Source organism: Hydrocoleum sp. CS-953 (assembly GCF_002260545.1).
In the GTDB taxonomy this organism is placed as follows: domain Bacteria; phylum Cyanobacteriota; class Cyanobacteriia; order Cyanobacteriales; family Microcoleaceae; genus Trichodesmium.
On the sequence record NZ_LGSU01000266.1, the window covers coordinates 1 to 2,579 of the forward strand.

Consider the following 2,579-nt stretch of genomic DNA (forward strand, 5'->3'; position numbering starts at 1 on the left):
ATTATCAATTATCCATTATCAATTATCCATTATCCATTATCAATTATCCATTATCAATTATCAATTATCAATTATCAATTATCCATTATCCATTATCCATTATCCATTAATGAACTGTTCCCAGTTAAGTGTTCCCTGTTCCCTATCTCCTTTTTATATTTCCTGATACATTCAATCTCTGATGAATTACCTCAAAGTTGACAAACTCTATTTATAGAAAATGAAAGGAAACTGTGAAATATTAGGGTGAAACTGTTATTGGATACGCAGTGCTGGTTATGCTGCTTTGCTCAACCTGAACGGTTAAACGAAGAGGCAACCACCTGTATTACTGACGAAAGTAATACCAATTTCATAAAATATTGCTACAGTCACAACATAGGGAACAGGGAACAGGTATGGAGGGAACAGGGAAAGAAAAACATGATAAAAAAAGAGTAAAAAAGGTTTTATTTTTACAATTTATGGGATTTACAATTTTTTATTGTAGGAATAAATCACAAATTAAGATGTAACTGCCTTTTTTGAATTTGGTATAACTAATTGTGGTTTTCTGTTGTTAGTGTCTGGGAAATAGCAATCAAAGTTGCATAAGGAAAATTATCTTTGCCAGAATTGATAGATACCTGCATTCCTACTTCGTAACTGTGGAAAGTTGAACCCATAAAATTAATCTCTATCTTTGTGCATATCATATTTTTCAAGATAAAACTAAATTTGTCTAGACTAAACTATTTATCATGCTTCTCAAAGAACGTGAATATTAGTGAATCTTAAATAATTGATGTTTTATCTTTTAACTTAACCTTAATCTTTTCGGAGAAGTTTTTCACGATCGCCCNAAATTAATCTCTATCTTTGTGCATATCATATTTTTCAAGATAAAACTAAATTTGTCTAGACTAAACTATTTATCATGCTTCTCAAAGAACGTGAATATTAGTGAATCTTAAATAATTGATGTTTTATCTTTTAACTTAACCTTAATCTTTGTGGAAAAATCTGTGGAAAACTATATTTTAACTGTGGAAAACTTTACTTTTTCAACAACTAAGAATTTTGTTACTTTACATTTTGTCTAACTAATTGACAAACTTTTTTATATATGATAATAAATACTTCTGGCTTTGGAGTGTTATAAGAAACCGGGTTTATGGAAGGTAGATTTTAGTATGCTGGGGCATTTGATACAAACCTTGTTTCTCGATTTGATTCTTATTATTCCCTACTCCCTATTCCCCACTCCCTATTCCCTTTCATAAGAAATATGTTCTGATTTATAAGCAGGAGGTTCAACGTGAATCATAATTCTAGCAGGATAAAACCTTTCTTGTAGACGTGCTTCTACCTCTTCAGTAATTTGATGAGCAGTTTTTACATCATCACTGTTAACAATGAGGTGCATTTCAATAAATACTTGACGACCAATAACTCCACGAGAGGCAATATCGTGACAGTTAACTACTCCTGGAACTTCCATAGCGATCGCATGAATAGCTTCTGGTGCAACTGCCATATAGTCTACTAACCAAGGCAAGTTTTCTTTCAAAACTTCCCAAGCGCTACGAAATACTAATAAAGCAACCGGAAAAGCTAAAATTACGTCTAACCAAAGGAAAATAGGTAAGTTAAATTTATTTCCTTGCCAAACACCAATTAATCCTGCAATTACTATTACTGTCACCCAAATATCACTCATGGTATGATGGGAGTCAGCTATCAAAATGCTACTACCAATTTTTTTCCCTACCCGACGTTCATAAAATGCCACAAAAATATTAATTCCCAGCACTATTAACAATATCCACAGCGCAAGTGGGGAAATATCAACTTCTTGAGTACCTCCGACTATTCTTTCTATTGCACCACTCAAAATTTCAAAACAAGCGATACCCAGAAATGCAGCAATACCTAAAGCACCAATAGCATCAAATTTTTGGTGTCCGTAGGGATGTTCGCGATCTGGTTTGGGGGAAGCAAGGTGATTTGTGACTAATCCTAAAATATTATTAGCACTGTCAGTAACGCTATGTAAAGCATCAGCAAGTAAGCTGAGGGAACCTGTGGAAAATGCTATTGTTGCTTTAATTAACATCACTAATAAATTGAGTAGTAAAGTGATAATTAAGACTTTGCGGACTTGTTTACGGTTATCGGTAGACATTATGAGTAATTGATAATTGATAATTGATAATTCATAATTTAATTTAGGAAAAAAGCAGGCAGTAGGCAGTAGGGTGCGTTAGGCGCTTACTGCAAATACCGTTGAACTCTCAAGTATGACATTGCGCCGTAACGCACCATTTTAGCCCCTACAAACTACTCAATGGTGCGTTACGACGGATTGCTAAATACCTTGTCATAGCTTAAATTGTAGCCGTCTAACGCACCCTACTGGACTTATCCTTGTTTGCGGTTATCGGTGGACATAGTAGGCAATGAATAATTAGATAATTATAAAAGTTAGATAGCAAATTAAAGGTTTAAAAAACTCTTTCATTATTAATTATTCATTATTCATTATTCATTATTAATCTTGCTTTAACAAAAGCTTTTTTCAAAGTTATGACTAATCTTTG

At 33.2% G+C, this 2,579-nt stretch carries 2 protein-coding genes; both read right to left on the minus strand.

Annotated elements, in window-relative coordinates; genetic code table 11:
- Window positions 1-539: 539 nt before the first annotated feature.
- Entirely contained in the window at window positions 540-665 is a 126-nt protein-coding gene (locus AFK68_RS43230) for a hypothetical protein (RefSeq protein ID WP_256386464.1), read from the minus strand.
- Between the two features lie 581 nt (window positions 666-1,246).
- Window positions 1,247-2,164 carry a cation diffusion facilitator family transporter gene (locus AFK68_RS02370; RefSeq protein WP_094671327.1) on the minus strand — a complete coding sequence of 306 codons (918 nt, stop codon included), beginning with the start codon at window positions 2,162-2,164 and terminating at the stop codon, window positions 1,247-1,249.
- Window positions 2,165-2,579: the final 415 nt, after the last annotated feature.